The organism is Yimella radicis, assembly GCF_054778255.1.
This window is the reverse complement of the sequence record NZ_BAAGZR010000001.1, coordinates 108,077-121,762: the sequence shown is the minus strand read 5'-3', so window position 1 is coordinate 121,762 and position 13,686 is coordinate 108,077. Positions and strand designations below refer to the sequence as shown.

Annotated in this window: 14 protein-coding genes; 11 read left to right on the top strand and 3 right to left on the bottom strand. The window is 67.3% G+C overall.

Annotated elements, in window-relative coordinates; genetic code table 11:
- Positions 1–81: 81 nt before the first annotated feature.
- Genes ACYU8W_RS00570 through ACYU8W_RS00550 form a run of 5 tightly spaced genes read left to right on the top strand, consistent with a single transcriptional unit; the run spans position 82 to position 4,989 of the window.
- Entirely contained in the window at positions 82–459 is a 378-nt protein-coding gene (locus ACYU8W_RS00570; RefSeq protein WP_499465772.1) for a YraN family protein, read from the top strand.
- A complete protein-coding gene (locus ACYU8W_RS00565) occupies positions 456–1,982 on the top strand; it encodes a YifB family Mg chelatase-like AAA ATPase (RefSeq protein ID WP_499465770.1) in 1,527 nt (508 codons plus the stop codon). The genes ACYU8W_RS00570 and ACYU8W_RS00565 overlap by 4 nt, the downstream gene beginning before the upstream one ends.
- Positions 1,979–3,127: a DNA-processing protein DprA gene (gene dprA / locus ACYU8W_RS00560; protein WP_141928924.1), complete on the top strand. Its 1,149-nt coding sequence runs from the start codon at positions 1,979–1,981 to the stop codon at positions 3,125–3,127. Before ACYU8W_RS00565 ends, dprA begins: the two co-directional genes overlap by 4 nt.
- A 55-nt stretch (positions 3,128–3,182) precedes the next feature.
- Positions 3,183–4,097 carry a tyrosine recombinase XerC gene (locus tag ACYU8W_RS00555; RefSeq protein ID WP_499465768.1) on the top strand — a complete coding sequence of 305 codons (915 nt, stop codon included), beginning with the start codon at positions 3,183–3,185 and terminating at the stop codon, positions 4,095–4,097.
- Positions 4,090–4,989 carry a DUF3152 domain-containing protein gene (locus tag ACYU8W_RS00550; protein WP_499465766.1) on the top strand — a complete coding sequence of 300 codons (900 nt, stop codon included), beginning with the start codon at positions 4,090–4,092 and terminating at the stop codon, positions 4,987–4,989. The genes ACYU8W_RS00555 and ACYU8W_RS00550 overlap by 8 nt, the downstream gene beginning before the upstream one ends.
- Here ACYU8W_RS00550 and ACYU8W_RS00545 read toward each other — a convergent pair whose 3' ends face one another.
- Both ACYU8W_RS00545 and ACYU8W_RS00540 read right to left on the bottom strand, forming a co-directional pair.
- Entirely contained in the window at positions 4,990–5,499 is a 510-nt protein-coding gene (locus ACYU8W_RS00545) for a M23 family metallopeptidase (protein ID WP_240795983.1), read from the bottom strand. It abuts the gene before it with no gap.
- Positions 5,500–5,575: 76 nt separating this feature from the next.
- Complete coding sequence (locus ACYU8W_RS00540) at positions 5,576–6,736, bottom strand: pyridoxal phosphate-dependent aminotransferase (protein WP_499465764.1); 1,161 nt, start codon at positions 6,734–6,736, stop codon at positions 5,576–5,578.
- 234 nt (positions 6,737–6,970) lie between these two features.
- On the opposite strand from ACYU8W_RS00540, the gene rpsB reads away from it, so the two are divergent.
- The 3 genes from rpsB to ACYU8W_RS00525 all read left to right on the top strand — a co-directional run bounded on the left by rpsB (position 6,971) and on the right by ACYU8W_RS00525 (position 10,048).
- Entirely contained in the window at positions 6,971–7,933 is a 963-nt protein-coding gene (gene rpsB, locus ACYU8W_RS00535; protein ID WP_499465762.1) for a 30S ribosomal protein S2, read from the top strand.
- A gap of 44 nt (positions 7,934–7,977) precedes the next feature.
- Positions 7,978–8,805: a translation elongation factor Ts gene (tsf, locus tag ACYU8W_RS00530; RefSeq protein WP_499465760.1), complete on the top strand. Its 828-nt coding sequence runs from the start codon at positions 7,978–7,980 to the stop codon at positions 8,803–8,805.
- Positions 8,806–8,887: 82 nt separating this feature from the next.
- Positions 8,888–10,048: an aminotransferase class V-fold PLP-dependent enzyme gene (locus ACYU8W_RS00525; protein ID WP_499465758.1), complete on the top strand. Its 1,161-nt coding sequence runs from the start codon at positions 8,888–8,890 to the stop codon at positions 10,046–10,048.
- 53 nt (positions 10,049–10,101) lie between these two features.
- On the opposite strand, the gene ACYU8W_RS00520 is transcribed toward ACYU8W_RS00525, so the two are convergent.
- Positions 10,102–11,130 carry an LGFP repeat-containing protein gene (locus tag ACYU8W_RS00520; protein WP_499465756.1) on the bottom strand — a complete coding sequence of 343 codons (1,029 nt, stop codon included), beginning with the start codon at positions 11,128–11,130 and terminating at the stop codon, positions 10,102–10,104.
- A gap of 257 nt (positions 11,131–11,387) precedes the next feature.
- Here ACYU8W_RS00520 and pyrH point away from each other — a divergent pair, with 257 nt between their 5' ends.
- From pyrH to ACYU8W_RS00505, 3 genes are read left to right on the top strand one after another with little or no spacing between them, the layout of a single operon-like run.
- Positions 11,388–12,119 (top strand): UMP kinase, encoded by a 732-nt coding sequence (pyrH, locus tag ACYU8W_RS00515; RefSeq protein ID WP_129625541.1) that lies wholly within the window; start codon positions 11,388–11,390, stop codon positions 12,117–12,119.
- A 57-nt stretch (positions 12,120–12,176) separates the two neighbouring features.
- Positions 12,177–12,743, top strand: a complete 567-nt coding sequence (gene frr, locus ACYU8W_RS00510; RefSeq protein WP_129625542.1) for a ribosome recycling factor — start codon at positions 12,177–12,179, stop codon at positions 12,741–12,743.
- Positions 12,744–12,762: 19 nt separating this feature from the next.
- The gene (locus ACYU8W_RS00505) at positions 12,763–13,686 is read left to right on the top strand and encodes a phosphatidate cytidylyltransferase (RefSeq protein ID WP_499465754.1); all 924 of its coding nucleotides are present in this window, start codon (positions 12,763–12,765) and stop codon (positions 13,684–13,686) included.

Sequence of the window (13,686 nt, the reverse complement as noted above, 5' to 3'; positions counted from 1 at the left end):
GTACCGGGTTGTCCACAGCCCGCCACTGAGCGGTCGCCCGTTCTCGGGCGTCGTCGCAGGCTCACCGTCGGAGGTGAGCTGATGAGCGAAGAAATGACCCGGCACCGTCGGTCGCTGGGGGAAGAAGGCGAGGAGATCGCCGCCGACTACGTGCGATCACTCGACTGGATCGTGGTCGAACGCAATTGGCGGTGCCCTGCCGGTGAGCTCGATCTGATCGCGTACGACCAGGCCGAGGCATGCATGGTCGCCGTCGAGGTGAAGACCCGGACGACCGCCTACTTCGGACGGCCCGTCGAAGCCGTCAAGCAGGCGAAGATCGATCGGCTGCACCGCCTCGTGCGGATGTACCTGTCACAGCAAGGTCTGTTCGCCCGTCAGGTGCGAGTCGATCTGATCGGCATCGTGTTGGTCGACGGCAGCGTCGTCGACCTCGAGCACCTGCGGGACATCGCATGACTCTGGGACGGACGCTGTGTGTTGCCGTCAACGGTATCGACGGCACGGTCGTGGAGGTCGAGGCCTTCACCAGCCCCGGGCAGCCGGCGTTCGGGATCATCGGTCTGCCCGACAGCGCATGCCGGCAGGCTCCCGACCGGATCAAAGCTGCTGCGGCCAACAGCACGCTCCTGCTCCCGCGCGACAAGATCACCGTGAATCTCTCGCCGGCGGCGCTGACCAAACAAGGATCCGGCTACGACCTCGCGATCGCGTTGGCCGTGTTGGCGACACGAAAAGCACTGGATCCCAGCGTGATTCGTGACATTGTGCACCTCGGTGAGCTCGGACTCGACGGGATGCTTCGTCCGGTCGCGGGCGTGCTGCCGGCGGTGCTCGCAGCACGTGATCACGGCGTCTCGACCGTGGTGGTGCCGGTGGGCAATGCGCGCGAGGCCAGTCTGGTGAGCGGGATCCAGGTCGTACCGGCGTCATCCCTGGCCCAGATCGTCGAGCGCTACCAGTGTGTGTACAAGAGGCGGCCGCTCCCGCCGTTGCCGGACGTGCCGGCCCCTCGTAAGCGGGGTGATCGCGTAGCGCACGACATGGCCGACGTCATCGGTCAGCCAGAGGCCAGGTTCGCGATCGAGGTCGCCGCCGCCGGCGGACACAACCTTGCGATGGTCGGGCCTCCCGGAGCCGGCAAGACGATGCTCGCCGAGCGGCTGGTCGGCATCCTGCCGCCACTGCCGGAGGAGACCGCGCTGCAGGTGACGGCGATCCATTCGGTGCTCGGCGCGTTGAAGGACGGCGAGTTGGTGCGCCGCGCCCCGTTCGTGGCGCCCCACCACGGCGCGAGCATGGCGGCGATGGTCGGCGGAGGCACGCAGAAAGTGCGGCCCGGCGCGATCAGTCGCGCGCACGGTGGAGTGCTGTTCCTGGACGAGTGCCCGGAGTTCTCCAGGGAGGTGCTCGACGCGCTGCGCCAACCGCTGGAGTCGGGCATGGTCGAGGTGGCGCGTTCGGCGGGCTACTTCAAGTACCCGGCGCGCTTCCAACTGATCCTCGCTTCCAATCCGTGCCCGTGCGGCCTTGGCCTCACCCGTGGATGTCGTTGCACCGCAACGATTCTTCGTACCTACCGCAACAAGCTGTCCGGCCCGTTGATGGATCGCGTCGACGTGCAGTTGCAGGTCCAGGCAGTGACGAAGGTGCAGAACGCGCCGCCCCAGGAACCCTCCGCGGTGATCGCCGAACGGGTGGAGGTCGCGCGACGGCGACAGCGCGAACGCTGGGCGAGCGAAGGTCAGACGACGAACTCTTCGGTCAGCGGGGCCGTCCTGCGGTCCGGGCGCTGGCGACTGCCCGCGGAGGTCACGCGGCCGCTCGACCATCAGCTCGACCGCGGGATCCTCACGCTGCGCGGTTACGACCGCTGCCTGCGCCTGGCCTGGACACTCGCCGACCTCGCCGGCGCTGATCGCCCGCAGGCGCCACATCTCATGCAGGCATTGGGTCTGCGGTCGGCACAGGAGGCGGCATGAGTACCGAGTCCGGTCACCGGCAGTCGCTCGACGCCGAAATGCGGCACCTGACTGCCGAACGCGAGGCAAGGCTGCGGCTCAACATCGCCGTCGAACCGCTCGATCGCGTCGTCACCCCGAAGCTGGTGGGCCTGTCTGCCCAGGACGCGTGGACGACGGTGCAGAACGGTCTCGGCGGACCGTTCGAACGGTGCCGTGCACGCATCGAACAACTCGAACTCGATCGGTTGTTGGACGCCGCAAGGTGCCTGCGAATGCGACCGATCTTCCCCGGCGACGACGAATGGCCGACCGGCCTGGACGATCTGGCCGTGCCTCCCTGGTGTCTGTGGGCGCGCGGGCACGGACGGCTCGATCAGTTGGTCGCCCGTTCGGTCGCGATCGTGGGGTCCCGGGCGGCCACGCCGTACGGAAGCACGCTCGCGCGGACCCTGGCCGCCGAACTGAGCAGCAACGGCGTCACAGTGGTCTCGGGTGCGGCATTCGGGATCGACGCCGCAGCGCACGAGGGAGCACTCGGCTCGGGATCGGCGACAGTCGCCGCGCTCGCCTGTGGGCTTGACCGTGCTTACCCAGCGGCGCACCGCGACCTACTGGACCGCATCCGGGACGACGGCGTCCTCGTATCGGAGTATCCGCCGGGACAGACACCGATGAAGTACCGGTTTCTTGCTCGCAACCGGTTGATCGCGGCACTCACCGGCGGCACGGTGGTGGTCGAAGCGGGTCTGCGGTCCGGATCGCTCAACACCGCGAGCTACGCGAATGATCTCGGGCGCCCGGTGGGTGCGATGCCCGGACCGGTGACCTCCGCGACCAGCGCCGGCTCCCACGAACTGATCCGCCAGGGAGCGCACCTGGTGTGTGATGCGAGCGAGGTGATCGAACTGCTCGGTCCGTTCGAGGCCTGCGCTGCACCCGATCGGCGCGAACCCGACACTCTGCTCGATCTCGTCTCGGAAGTGGCGGCTCGTACCAGGGACGCTTTCCCGGCAACCAGAACGGTGAATGTCGACCAACTCGTGGCGCGGGCAGGTCTGGCGGTGGCTGAGGTGCTGGCCGGACTGGGTGAACTGAACGCACTCGGTCTGGCCGAACAACGGAACGGAGGTTGGCGACTCGTACGAGGTGAGCCAGGCGGGTAGACGGGACTCGGCGTTTCAGGGCGCCGGCGCACGATCGGGCGACTAGCGTTTGCGCATGGCCTGCCCGCTCGACGACGTCCTTGTCGCAGACTTCCTGCGGCATCTCGAAGTCGAACGCAATCGGTCGGAGCACACCGTCCGGGCCTATGCCGGGGACCTGAGTGCGTTGGCACAGTTCTTCGGCGAGCGAGGTATTCAGCGTTGGGACGATGTGCGGTTGGCGGACCTGCGGTCCTGGCTGGCGCAGATGTCGCAGGACGGCGCGGCGAAGTCGACGATCGCCCGCAGAGCGACCAGCGTCCGCGCTTTCTTCCGCTGGGCCGTACGGCGCGGTGAGTTGGAACAGGATCCTGCGCTGCGGCTGGCCTCGCCGAAGAAGTCGAAGACTCTCCCGGGCGTTCTGCGGCAGTCGGAGGCGGGCGACTTGATGCGGATCGCCGAGATGGCAGCCGACGACTCCGACCCCGTGCACCTGCGCGACCGCGCGGCCCTCGAACTGCTCTACTCCAGTGGCCTGCGCATCGGTGAGCTGGTCGGGCTCGACATCGACGATCTGGATCGTGACCGCCAGGTCGTCCGGGTCCTCGGCAAGGGGAAGAAGGAGCGGACGGTTCCGTACGGCCGCCCGGCCGGCATCGCGATCGAACACTGGCTGGGTGAAGGTCGGCCGAAGTTGGCCGTCCCCGGATCGGGCCCTGCGCTCTTCCTCGGTCGTCGGGGCTCCCGCATCGACCCACGCACGATCCGGCGCTCGTTGGAGGCGGCGCTGCGGCACGTCCCCGACGCCCCCGACCTGAGTCCGCACGGCCTTCGGCACAGCGCCGCCACCCACATGCTCGAAGGGGGAGCGGATCTACGCATGGTGCAGGAGATGCTCGGGCACTCCAGCCTCGCGACCACCCAGGTCTACACCCACGTTTCGGTCGAGCGGCTGCGTCGCTCCTTCACCCAGGCTCACCCCCGTGCCTGACCATCCTCCCGCACCCCCGAGCCGTCCGCGTGACCCGCGACCGCGTCCGACGCCGGAACAGATCGCTCGTCGGCGGGCTGCGGAGCAGCAACGGCAGCGCACTTTCCGGCTGCGGCGCACCGTCGCCGGAGCGCTCATCGCGCTCCTTGTCGTGAGCATCACGCTCGGCATCCTCCGTCTCTTCGGCGACTCGAGCGTCGCAGTCGCCGAACGCGAGACCTCGACCGATCCGATTGCGAGTCAGAGCCGTTCGCCGGGTTCGTCACCGACGCCGAGCCCCGCCACGAGCCCCGCCACGAGCACTGCGTCCGGCACGAAGCCGCGTCCGTCGGTTCCCGTGCCGGTGGGCACCGGGAAGTTCACGGCGTTCGCGGTGCCCGGTGCCGACTCGACGGGAGCCGCGAAGGCGATGACCTACACGGTCGAGGTCGAGAACGGCCTCGGCGCCGACGGGGCGGCTCTCGCGCGGACCGCACAGCAGGTGCTCCAAGACCCCAAGGGCTGGCAAGGAGCGCACTCGGTGCGGTTCGTGCACCTGACTGCTCAGCAGATCAAGGCCGGCATGAAGCCGCACGTCGTCGTCACCTTCGCCGCACCGAAGACCGTCGACAAACTCTGCGCGCCCCTCCCGACGAACGGGAAGACCAGCTGTGCGAACCGTCCGCGCGCGATCCTCAACTACTGGCGCTGGGTGAACGGCGTCGAATACTTCGGGACGAATCTGACTGCGTACCGGCAGTACCTGATCAACCACGAGGTCGGACACCTGCTCGGCTTCCTGCACGTCACCTGCGGCGGCAAGGGTAAGCCCGCACCGTTGATGAGCCAGCAGACCCTCGGCCTCGGCGGATGCACCCCGAACGCCTGGCCCGAGAAACCCGCCGCGAAGTAGTCAGGGCACCGGCAGCAGCCTGACGCGCGACGGACGCAACAGCGTCAGCGGATCGCGGTACTCGCGCTTGCCGACGAGCAATCCCCAGTGCAGGCAGGCGCGCGGTGCGCAGTGACTCCCGTCCGATGACAGTGTTCCGACCAGGTCACCCGCAGAAACCCGCGTCCCGGCAGCGATCCGGGCTTCCAGGGGTTCGTATGTGGTTCGCCGTCCGTCGGGGTGGGTGATGCTCACCGTTCCGCGGCCCGCGATCACTGCGGAGTGACTGATCAAACCGTCTCCGGCGGCGAGCACACCGACCGATGGGGCGGCGAGCAGGTCGACTCCGCGATGTCCGGCTGCCCAACGCTGCGGCGGCGCTTCGAACCGGCGGACCACGGACGGTTCGGGGGACAGTGGCCATCGGTAATCACCGACCGGCGTCGCCGGAACCACGACCTGCGGGGACGAGGCGGGGGCGGTCAGTCCGAACGTCGAGGTCAGCCAGACCATCGCCAGGAGAGTCTTCATCCCTGCACCGTCGGGCCCGCACCACGTCGTCGTCAACCGCTGCGACAATGCGTGTGGACGAACGGGAGGGCAACCGTCAGGCTGTGGAGAACGTACGACGCAGTCGGTCGATGCCCTCGGTGATGACGGCGGGCTGCTTGCAGAACGCGAACCGCACCAAGGTGGCGCCTGCCGCAGGATCATCGTGGAAAGCGGACACCGGAACAGCGGCGACGCCGGCCTTGGCCGGGAGTTCCCGGCACACAGTCAGGCCGTCCGGCCCCCATGCCGAGCAGTCGGCCACGACGAAGTAGCCGCCGGACGGAACAGCGACGGGCAGGCCGATCTCGCGCAACCCGTCGACCAGCAGATCGCGTCGGGCGCGCATGACATCGCGCAACTCGGCGAAGAAGGTGTCGGACAGTCGCAGGCCGGTGGCGATCGCGGGCTGGAATGGTGCGCCGCCGGAGAAAGTCACGAATTGCTTGACGGTCCGCACCGCCGTGATCAGTTCGGCAGGACCGGTGATCCAACCGATCTTCCACCCGGTCGTCGCGAACGTCTTGCCGGCCGAGGAAATCGTCAGCGTGCGGTCGGCCATCCCCGGTAGCGACGCCATCGCGATGTGCTCTGCGTCGTAGACCAGGTGCTCGTACACCTCGTCGGTCACGACCACTGCGTCGTGTTCACGGGCGAGTTCGGCGATGAGGTCCATCTCGGTCCGGCTGAACACCTTGCCGGTCGGATTGTGCGGGGTGTTGAGCAGCACCAGCCGGGTGCGTTCGCTGAACGCGGCGCGCAGCGAGGCCTCGTCGACCGTGAAGTCGGGGAACCGCAGGACGCTGGTGCGCCGAACCGCCCCGGCGAGTGCGATCGACGCCGCGTAGGAGTCGTAGTACGGCTCGAAGGTGACGACCTCGTCTCCCTGCTCGCACAGGGCCAGGATGGTGGTCGCGATCGCCTCAGTGGCGCCGGCCGTCGCCATCACCTGGGTCGCCGGGTCGACCTCGACCCCGCGGAAGCGCCGTTGATGTTCGCTGACTGCCTCACGCAGGTCGGGAAATCCGATCGAGGGTGGGTACTGATTGTGGCCCGCACGGATGGCGTCGACGGCGGCTTCGAGCACGGCGCTCGGCCCGTCGGCGTCCGGAAACCCCTGCCCGAGGTTCACGGCGTCGGCCGCCAGGGCCCGTTGGGTCATCTCGGCGAAGATGGTCTCGCCGAAGTCCTGCATGCGGTGCACGAGTGGGTTGCTCACCTTCGGCACCTTACGGGGGCCGCGCGATTCGGCGGTTCGTGGGCGGTGCCCCTACACTGGAAGTACGGCCCGAACTGTCGGGTCGAATTCGCGTGCTCGATCCGGCTCCGGCCGGGCGCATCCGTTCGGTCCCGTCGCTTCGGCGGCGGGTGGGAGGCGTCCGAGCACCAGGTTCACCGCAGGCACCCGTCCGTGGTGAAGAACAACTGGAAACCTCGACGAAAGGACTTCGGCATGGCCGTCGTCACCATGCGCCAGCTCCTCGAGAGCGGCGTCCACTTCGGACACCAGACCCGCCGCTGGAACCCGAAGATGAAGCGCTTCATCATGACCGAGCGCAATGGCATCTACATCATCGACCTGCAGCAGTCGCTCACCTACCTGAACGACGCGTTCGAGTTCATCAAGCAGACCGTCGCCCACGGTGGCACGATCCTGTTCGTCGGCACCAAGAAGCAGGCGCAGGAGTCGATCGCCGAGCAGGCGACCCGCGTCGGCATGCCGTACGTGAACTACCGCTGGCTCGGTGGAATGCTCACCAACTTCAACACCGTGCACAAGCGCCTTGCTCGCCTCAAGGAGCTCGAGGAGATCGACTTCGACGACGTCGCCGGTTCGGGACGCACCAAGAAGGAACTCCTGGTCCTCAAGCGCGAGAAGGACAAGCTGGAGCGCACCCTCGGCGGTATCCGCGACATGAACAAGGTGCCCTCGGCCGTCTGGGTCGTCGACACCAAGAAGGAGCACCTAGCGGTCACCGAGGCGCGCAAGCTGAACATCCCGGTCATCGCGATCCTCGACACCAACTGCGACCCGGACGAGGTCGACTACAAGATCCCGGGTAACGACGACGCCATCCGCGCGGTCACCCTGCTGACCCGCGTGGTCGCCGACGCCGTCGCCGAGGGACTCATTTCACGTTCGGGCCAGAGCGGCGCGACCGAGGGTGCTGCGTCCGAGCCGATGGCCGAGTGGGAGCGCGAGCTGCTCGCCTCCGACGACGCCGCCGCGAAGACGGACGTCGAGACCGGCCCGACCTCGGTGAACGACGCTGCGGACGCTACCGCTGCCGCCGACACCACGGACAAGGACGAGGCCAAGGCGCTCGCGGAGGCCACCGAGGCAGCTGCCGCTCCGGCCGACGCTGCCGGTGCGGTCGAGGTCGAGGCACCCGCGTCCACCGACGCCCAGGCCTGACACAACCTCGTTCAACTTCAATTCGCGAAGGAGCGAACAAACACATGGCGAACTACACCGCGGCTGACATCAAGGCGCTGCGTGAGTCGACCGGCGCCGGCATGCTCGACGTCAAGAAGGCACTCGACGAGGCCGACGGCGACCAGGCCAAGGCCACCGAAATCCTTCGGGTCAAGGGCCTGAAGGGTGTCACCAAGCGTGAGGGCCGCACGACGGAGAACGGCCTCGTCGCCGCCTCCGCCGAAGGATCGGTCGGCAACCTCGTCGAGGTGCTGTGCGAGACCGACTTCGTCGCCAAGGGCGAGAAGTTCGGTGCCCTCGCCGACCGCGTGCTGAAGCAGGCTGTCGCCGTCAACGCCAAGAACGCCGAGGAGCTGCTCAGCAGCGAACTCGACGGTCAGACCGTGCAGTCGATCCTCGACGAGGCGAACGCCACCATCGGCGAGAAGATCGAGATCAAGCGCGCCGCGAGCGTGGAGGGCGACACCGTCGTCTCCTACCTGCACAAGACGAGCCCCGACCTGCCCGCGCAGATCGGTGTCGTCCTGGCGGTCAAGGGTGACGACGCACAGACCGCTCGCGACATCGCGATGCACATCGCAGCGTTCAGCCCGACCGTCCTGTCCCGTGAGGACGTCGACGCCGACACCGTCGCCAACGAGCGTCGTGTCGCCGAGGCGACCGCCCGCGAAGAGGGCAAGCCGGAAGCCGCGCTGCCGAAGATCATCGAGGGTCGCGTCAACGGCTTCTTCAAAGAGAACGTCCTGCTGGAGCAGGCGTTCGCCAAGGACGCCAAGAAGACCGTCGCAAAGGTCGCGGAGGAGGCCGGTCTGCAGATCACCGGTTTCGCTCGCTTCAAGGTCGGCGTCTGATCGCACAGCTTCACCCCGAAGGGGCCGGGCACCGCATGTGGTGTCCGGCCCCTTCGTCATGCAATGCACCAGAATGATCCGCATGCGCGATGACGTGATGGACATGTTCGACGCCGATCCGACTGTGCTGCAAATGAATTCGGGGGCGTTCGGGATGGTTCCCCGCTCGGTGCGGGAAGCGCAGCGACGATGGAGCGACCGGGTCGAGGCGAACCCGGTGCGGTTCTTCCGGCAGGAGTGCCACGACGAACTCGCGCGGGTGCGCGCAGAGGTGGAACGTTTTCTCGGTGTCGGTGACGGCTCGACCGCGCTGGTGCGCAACGTGTCCGAGGGCGTCGGGGTGATCCTCGATGCGATCGGCCTGGGGGAAGGGGACGAGGTCGTCGTCTCCGACCACGGGTACCCGACGGTGGCGACCGCTGCTGCGGTGCGCGGCGCCCACGAGCGGATCGCCGGCTTCGCCATCGATGCGACGGACGACGAGATCGTCGAGGCCTTCCGGGCTCAGGTCACCGAACGCACCAAGCTGGTGGTCATCGACCAGATCACCTCACCCACGGCCCTGATGCTCCCGGTGAAGGCCGTGGTGGACGCCGTCGCGCCCGTTCCGATGTACGTCGATGCCGCCCACGCGGCGGGCACGCTCGACGTCGACGTGGCCGGCCTGGGAGCAGCGTTCTGGGCGACGAACCTGCATAAGTGGTGCTACACGCCGCGGGGTACCGGTGCGCTGTGGGTGGCCCCCGAGTATCGCGACGCCATCCGTCCCGCGGTCACCTCATGGACCAGCGCACGCGGATTTCCCGCGTCGCACGACTTCCCGGGCACGGTCGACTTCACGCCGATGCTCGCGATCCTCGACGGGTTGGCGTTCTGGCGGGAACACGGCGGGTTCGAGATCGCCGCACGGTCCACCGATCTGCTCCGAACAGGTTCGGAGATCGTTCATCGGCAACTTGCGATGGCATTCCCGGGTGACATGCCCGCCTACGACCACGGGTGGCCGGCACGGACCGCACCCACGATGCGGCTGGTGCCGTTGCCGGACGGCTTGATCGGCGACGCCGAGGACGCCGCCGCGGTGTACCGAGCGATGAGCGATTCGGGTGTGGAGTGCCCGCCGGTGTACTTCGCCGGCCGCGGCTACATCCGCCTCGGCGGCGGGTTGCACGTGGACGAGCTCGATTACGACCGGTGCGCGGCAGCTCTGATCGCGGCGTTACGGACGGTCAGCGGCTACTGACGCCGTCCGCGGTCGGACCCGCCACCGCTGTTCGTGCGGAACCGTGGCGAAGGTCAGCGGGCGACCTTGGTGGTGACGCGGGTCGGGCTGATCTTCAGGATGGCCTTCTCGAAGGTCTGGGTGGTGCCCGTGGAGTTCGTCACTGTCGCACCGACGGGGAACCCGACGGCGGCCTCGGCCCCGTACTTCACGAACGTCGACTGCATCGCCGGCATCACGGCGTGGGACCTGGTCTTGGACGACCAGTAGATCCATCCCCGCTGGAAGCCCTGAGTCAAGCCACTGGTTCCCGTGGGGGACACCGCGGCCCGCTTCGGCAACATTGTGGGCAGGCCGTAGGTTGCCAAGCCGCCCCCGGCAGCCCAGTAGCGGTAGTTGTCACCCCAGACGGCGAACGTGCCGCGGCTGTACTTCACGGCGATCCCGTTGGAGAACGGCACGTACCGAACACCGGATGCGTAATCGGTCTCTGCGGCCAGGGGACCGCCGAGGGACCCATTGACCCCACCGAGCTTGGTCCACAACGTCAGGATGGTGCCGTACGGGCGTGCTGCCTCGTTGATGTACTTCTGCGCGGTGGCCTGCGCCTGGTCGTACCGGTAGGGATACCCGGAACGTTCGACGGCTTGCGCCAGTTGACCCGCGGTGGAGTACCGACTCTCGAGGGGGAGCGCGACATTGATGAACTTGTTCACCTGGTACGTGACGTCGCGCAGTTGCTCGTAGGTGCCCCACCCCATGCTCGGACGCATCTGGAAGATGCCGATGGAATCGCGGTCACCGCAGTTGAGGTTGTTGAGCCAGGACTCGACCCAGCCCGCCTCGAACATCGCGAGCATCACCTTCGCGGAGATCTTCCGGTTCTGCCCGATCTCGTACATCTTGCGAGTCACGTTGATGTCACGACCCGACGGGTAGGTGCTGCAGGCAGCCTTGGAGATTCCGGGGCTCCGCAGGCCGGTCGTCGGCGAGTAGGCGCCGACCTTGTCGTCCGTGGCAGCTGCGGATGCGGCGAAGGGGAGCAGGAGGGCGGCGGCCAGGAATGTTGACAAGCTGGCGCGGCGAGGGAAGAGGACAGTCATCGGCGGGGGCTCCGGTGGCTTCGGGGGACGGGATCCTGGATGTGAATCGTGCGACACGCCGTGACAGTCGTTGACCAAAGTGGCTCTTGTGACTAAGGGACGGCTGGTACAGAGTGCCAGCCGTCCGCCCGTAAGGCAACCGTGGACGGAGCAGCGCTGCGAATGTGGAAGTATTTGTCGACCGCATCGTCAGGGACGGTCGCAGGATCTCCTCCGGGGGAACTCACCGACGCCCAGTCACGAACTCGGAGGCACGCATGACCGAACCCGCCATCAGCCGGACCTACAACCGAGTGCTGTTGAAGCTCTCCGGTGAAGTATTCGGAGGCGGGAGCATCGGCCTCGACCCGGACGTCGTCAAGGGCATTGCCGCTCAGATGGCGCAGGCCAACCGCGCCGGCGTCCAGATCGCCGTCGTCATCGGAGGAGGCAACTTCTTCCGTGGCGCCGAACTGCAGCAGCGCGGCATGGACCGGGTACGTGCCGACTACATGGGCATGCTCGGCATCGTGATGAATTGCCTTGCCCTGCAGGACTTCCTGGAGAAGGAAGGCATCGAGACCCGCGTCCAGACCGCCATCACCATGGGTCAGGTCGCCGAGTCGTACATCCCGCGTCGCGCGATCCGCCACATGGAGAAGGGCCGCCTGGTCATCTTCGGCGCCGGAATGGGCATGCCGTTCTTCTCGACCGACACGGTCGCGGTCCAGCGCGCCCTGGAGAGCCGCTGCGACGCCGTCCTGATCGCCAAGAACGGGGTCGAGGGCGTCATGACCGCCGACCCGAAGAAGGACCCGAGCGCCACCCTCATCGACGAGGTCACCTACCAGGAGGCGATGGAGCGCGAGTTGCGGGTCATCGACCAGACCGCGTTCGCGCTCGGTGCCGAGAACAAGTTGCCGATGGTCGTCTTCGGGATGGAGGGCGAGGGCAACATCACCCGAGCCCTGCAAGGTGAGAGGATCGGGACGTTGGTGGTTCCGGCCTGACCGGACCACATCTGAGCATTGTCAGAACGACTTTCCGTACGAAGGAGCACGCGCGCGATGGACGGCAGTATCGAAGAGAGCCTGTTCGAGGCCGAGGAGAAGATGGACAAGGCCGTCGAGGTGGCCAAGGAGGACTTTTCCGCCATCCGCACCGGCCGGGCGAACGCCGCGATGTTCAACAAGCTCACCGTCGACTACTACGGCGCGCCGACCCCGCTGCAGCAGCTGGCGTCGTTCCAGACACCCGAGGCCCGCACCATCCTCGTCCAGCCGTTCGACAAGGGCTCGATGGCCGCGATCGAGAAGGCGCTGCGCGAGTCCGACCTTGGCGTCAACCCCAGCAATGACGGAAACGTCATCCGCATCGTCCTGCCGCAGCTGACCGAGGAACGCCGCCGCGATTACATCAAGATCGCGCGCGACAAGGCCGAGCACGCCCGCGTCTCGGTGCGCAGCGTCCGCCGCAAAGCCAAGGAAGAGATGGATCGTCTGGTCAAGGACGGCGACATCGGTGAGGACGAGGGCAGCCGCGGCGAGAAGGACCTCGAAGCACTGACCAAGAAGCACGTCGACGTCATCGACGATCTGCTGAAGCGCAAGGAAGCCGAACTGCTGGAGGTCTGATCGACCTCCGCGTCCGCTCATGAACGACACCGCACCGCAGCGTCTGCCGCAGCCCGACCAGGCTGCGGCGACGTCGGTCACCCGTCGCTCGGCGCGTGCCGGCCGGGGCGCCACGGTGGCTCACAACCCGACCCCGAAGGCCGGACGCAATCTCTACGCCGCGATCGGTGTGGGGCTCGGCCTGGCGGCGCTCGTCCTGGTGTCGTTGTTCGTTCGCAAGGAAGCCTTCGTCGTTCTGGCGACCGCCGCAGCGGTCGTCGGCACCTGGGAACTGCTGCGCGCAATGGCGCACGGCAACATCCACCCGCCGGCGGTCCCGACGCTTGCCGGCGCGGCGATCATCCCGCCGGTCGCGTACGCGTTCGGTCCGCAGGCTCTCGCAGCCGCAGTGGCGCTGACCTTCGTCGGGATTCTGGTCTGGCGCTCGATCGGGCGGGTACGTGACAGCGCCGCCGATGTCGCGGGCGGCATCTTCACCACCTTGTACGTACCGACCCTCGTCTCGTTCGCGATCCTGCTCGTCCACCCGGCCGACGGACCGCAACGCATCGTCGTGTTCATCCTGACCACCGTCTGTTCCGACATCGGTGGGTACGCGGTCGGGGTGGTGTTCGGCAAGCACCCGATGGCACCGACGGTGTCTCCCAAGAAGTCCTGGGAAGGGTTCGCAGGATCGTTCGCGTCCTGCGTCCTGGCCGGTTCGCTCGCCGTCCACTTCCTGCTCGATGGACGTTGGTGGATCGGCGCGCTGATGGGTTGTTGCCTGGTGGTCGCCGCCACCATAGGCGACCTGTGCGAGTCGATGATCAAGCGAGACCTCGGCATCAAGGACATGAGCAATCTCATCCCCGGTCACGGCGGTCTGATGGACCGTCTCGACTCCCTGGTGATCGCAGCACCCGTCACCTGGGCCATCCTCACTCCCTTCGTAGCGGTGAACTGA

What these genes read in the sequence shown, in the direction of transcription:
- ACYU8W_RS00520 (WP_499465756.1), bottom strand. Translation starts at nt 11,130, where the DNA reads ATGACTGTCCTCTTCCCTCGCCGCGCCAGCTTGTCAACATTCCTGGCC.
- dprA (WP_141928924.1), top strand. Translation starts at nt 1,979, where the DNA reads ATGAGTACCGAGTCCGGTCACCGGCAGTCGCTCGACGCCGAAATGCGG.
- pyrH (WP_129625541.1), top strand. Translation starts at nt 11,388, where the DNA reads ATGACCGAACCCGCCATCAGCCGGACCTACAACCGAGTGCTGTTGAAG.
- ACYU8W_RS00565 (WP_499465770.1), top strand. Translation starts at nt 456, where the DNA reads ATGACTCTGGGACGGACGCTGTGTGTTGCCGTCAACGGTATCGACGGC.
- ACYU8W_RS00555 (WP_499465768.1), top strand. Translation starts at nt 3,183, where the DNA reads ATGGCCTGCCCGCTCGACGACGTCCTTGTCGCAGACTTCCTGCGGCAT.
- ACYU8W_RS00525 (WP_499465758.1), top strand. Translation starts at nt 8,888, where the DNA reads ATGCGCGATGACGTGATGGACATGTTCGACGCCGATCCGACTGTGCTG.
- frr (WP_129625542.1), top strand. Translation starts at nt 12,177, where the DNA reads ATGGACGGCAGTATCGAAGAGAGCCTGTTCGAGGCCGAGGAGAAGATG.
- tsf (WP_499465760.1), top strand. Translation starts at nt 7,978, where the DNA reads ATGGCGAACTACACCGCGGCTGACATCAAGGCGCTGCGTGAGTCGACC.
- ACYU8W_RS00545 (WP_240795983.1), bottom strand. Translation starts at nt 5,499, where the DNA reads ATGAAGACTCTCCTGGCGATGGTCTGGCTGACCTCGACGTTCGGACTG.
- ACYU8W_RS00505 (WP_499465754.1), top strand. Translation starts at nt 12,763, where the DNA reads ATGAACGACACCGCACCGCAGCGTCTGCCGCAGCCCGACCAGGCTGCG.
- ACYU8W_RS00570 (WP_499465772.1), top strand. Translation starts at nt 82, where the DNA reads ATGAGCGAAGAAATGACCCGGCACCGTCGGTCGCTGGGGGAAGAAGGC.
- rpsB (WP_499465762.1), top strand. Translation starts at nt 6,971, where the DNA reads ATGGCCGTCGTCACCATGCGCCAGCTCCTCGAGAGCGGCGTCCACTTC.